The sequence below is a fragment of the Campylobacter sp. BCW_6464 genome (assembly GCF_001762775.1).
GTDB lineage: Bacteria > Campylobacterota > Campylobacteria > Campylobacterales > Campylobacteraceae > Campylobacter_D > Campylobacter_D jejuni.
Window position 1 is genome coordinate 1 of sequence record NZ_MJXM01000016.1, and the last position, 1,845, is coordinate 1,845.

Below are 1,845 nucleotides of genomic sequence, written 5' to 3' on the forward strand. Positions count from 1 at the left end.
GCTTTTAGCTAAACTCTCAAAAACAGGTAAAAAATCCTTATCAAATCCGCTAATTTCAATTTTTATAGCCATTTATATCCTTTCTTATATAATTTTTATTTTTATTATACCATAAAGGGTTTTGTTGTAAAATTGGAAAAAACTTTTTTTATATATAAAATTACATAAATAAGACAATCAAAATACAATATAAAAGATTAAAGAATAGTAAAAACGGTTTTTTAAAAAAACTAATATAAATATATGGCTAATTATATAATTAATCCTCCTCTAAGCCATCATTAATTCCTGCTTCTGCAAGTTCAAGCTGTTCTTTTTGATACACTTTATCATCTTTAAAGGCTTCAAAACTTTTTTCCCATAAAACCTTTCTTTGCTCTATATATTCTTGATCTTTACACATATTAATCCTTTTTATTTATCAGGTTTAAAACCACTATCTAAAATTATTTTTGTCATTGCACCTTTAAGTTTATCAAAACGATTTAAAGCTTGCATATTACTAACTCTAAGCAATCTTATTTTATCATCTTTTTTATAAAACACTTTAAAAACTTCATCACTTTGTTTGTGTTTTACCATATCATCTAAAGTAGGACTATCTATGAATTCATATTCTTTGGTAAAATCTTCATTTAAAACATCGAATAAATCTTGAGAAATAACCATTAGGATTAACTGGATCATAAGTATAAGAACTTACTACACATTCTCTCATAGCTTTTTGTATTTCTTCTTGGGATAATTTTTTCATAGTGTTTTTCTTTTTTCTTTCTATTATGATATAAATGACTTAATATGTAGTTATGGATTTTTATAAACTTGATTAATTTAACTTCAATTATTAAAACAACTCGCTATGAGAACCTATATTAATACATGTTAAAATAAGTTTATCATCTTGTTTTTGATAAATTAAGAGCAAATCAGGTTTTACATGACACTCTCTAAGCTCTTTAAATTCACCTTTTAGTTTATGATCTTTGTATTTTCTTTCAAGAGTTTCATTGTTAGATAAGCGATAGACTATTTCATCTACTAAGTCTTTTTCTTTTAGCGTTAGCTTCTTATAGTTTTTCTTGTATTCTTTTAAAACTCTAATTTCATATTTCACGCATAGCCTTTTTATACTCATCAAAGTTTTTAAAAGTTTCATGCTCTCCATTTTTCATTTCTTCTAAAGCCTTTTTCATAGAACTTTGTTTTTTCTCTTCTGGAGTATCACATTCTAACAAACAATAAGTAGCTTTTAGGCTTTTAGCTAAACTCTCAAAAACAGGTAAAAAATCCTTATCAAATCCGCTAATTTCAATTTTTATAGCCATTTATATCCTTTCTTATATAATTTTTATTTTTATTATACCATAAAGGGTTTTGTTGTAAAATTGGAAAAAACTTTTTTTATATATAAAATTACATAAATAAGACAATCAAAATACAATATAAAAGATTAAAGAATAGTAAAAACGGTTTTTTAAAAAAACTAATATAAATATATGGCTAATTATATAATTAATCCTCCTCTAAGCCATCATTAATTCCTGCTTCTGCAAGTTCAAGCTGTTCTTTTTGATACACTTTATCATCTTTAAAGGCTTCAAAACTTTTTTCCCATAAAACCTTTCTTTGCTCTATATATTCTTGATCTTTACACATATTAATCCTTTTTATTTATCAGGTTTAAAACCACTATCTAAAATTATTTTTGTCATTGCACCTTTAAGTTTATCAAAACGATTTAAAGCTTGCATATTACTAACTCTAAGCAATCTTATTTTATCATCTTTTTTATAAAACACTTTAAAAACTTCATCACTTTGTTTGTGTTTTACCATATCATCTAAA

General features: G+C 24.4%; 5 protein-coding genes. All 5 read right to left on the reverse strand.

The window, feature by feature from the left end; translation table 11 throughout:
- Positions 1 to 259: 259 nt before the first annotated feature.
- A complete protein-coding gene (locus AJ885_RS10360) occupies positions 260 to 403 on the reverse strand; it encodes a hypothetical protein (RefSeq protein ID WP_002807233.1) in 144 nt (47 codons plus the stop codon).
- Positions 404 to 414: 11 nt separating this feature from the next.
- Positions 415 to 687 carry a hypothetical protein gene (locus AJ885_RS00235; protein WP_126265807.1) on the reverse strand — a complete coding sequence of 91 codons (273 nt, stop codon included), beginning with the start codon at positions 685 to 687 and terminating at the stop codon, positions 415 to 417.
- 157 nt (positions 688 to 844) lie between these two features.
- The gene (locus AJ885_RS00240; protein WP_002789000.1) at positions 845 to 1,114 is read right to left on the reverse strand and encodes a type II toxin-antitoxin system YafQ family toxin; all 270 of its coding nucleotides are present in this window, start codon (positions 1,112 to 1,114) and stop codon (positions 845 to 847) included.
- Positions 1,104 to 1,325: a hypothetical protein gene (locus AJ885_RS00245; RefSeq protein WP_002881155.1), complete on the reverse strand. Its 222-nt coding sequence runs from the start codon at positions 1,323 to 1,325 to the stop codon at positions 1,104 to 1,106. The genes AJ885_RS00240 and AJ885_RS00245 overlap by 11 nt, the downstream gene beginning before the upstream one ends.
- Positions 1,326 to 1,512: 187 nt before the next feature.
- Positions 1,513 to 1,656: a hypothetical protein gene (locus AJ885_RS10365; protein ID WP_002807233.1), complete on the reverse strand. Its 144-nt coding sequence runs from the start codon at positions 1,654 to 1,656 to the stop codon at positions 1,513 to 1,515.
- Between the last annotated feature and the right edge of the window lie 189 nt (positions 1,657 to 1,845).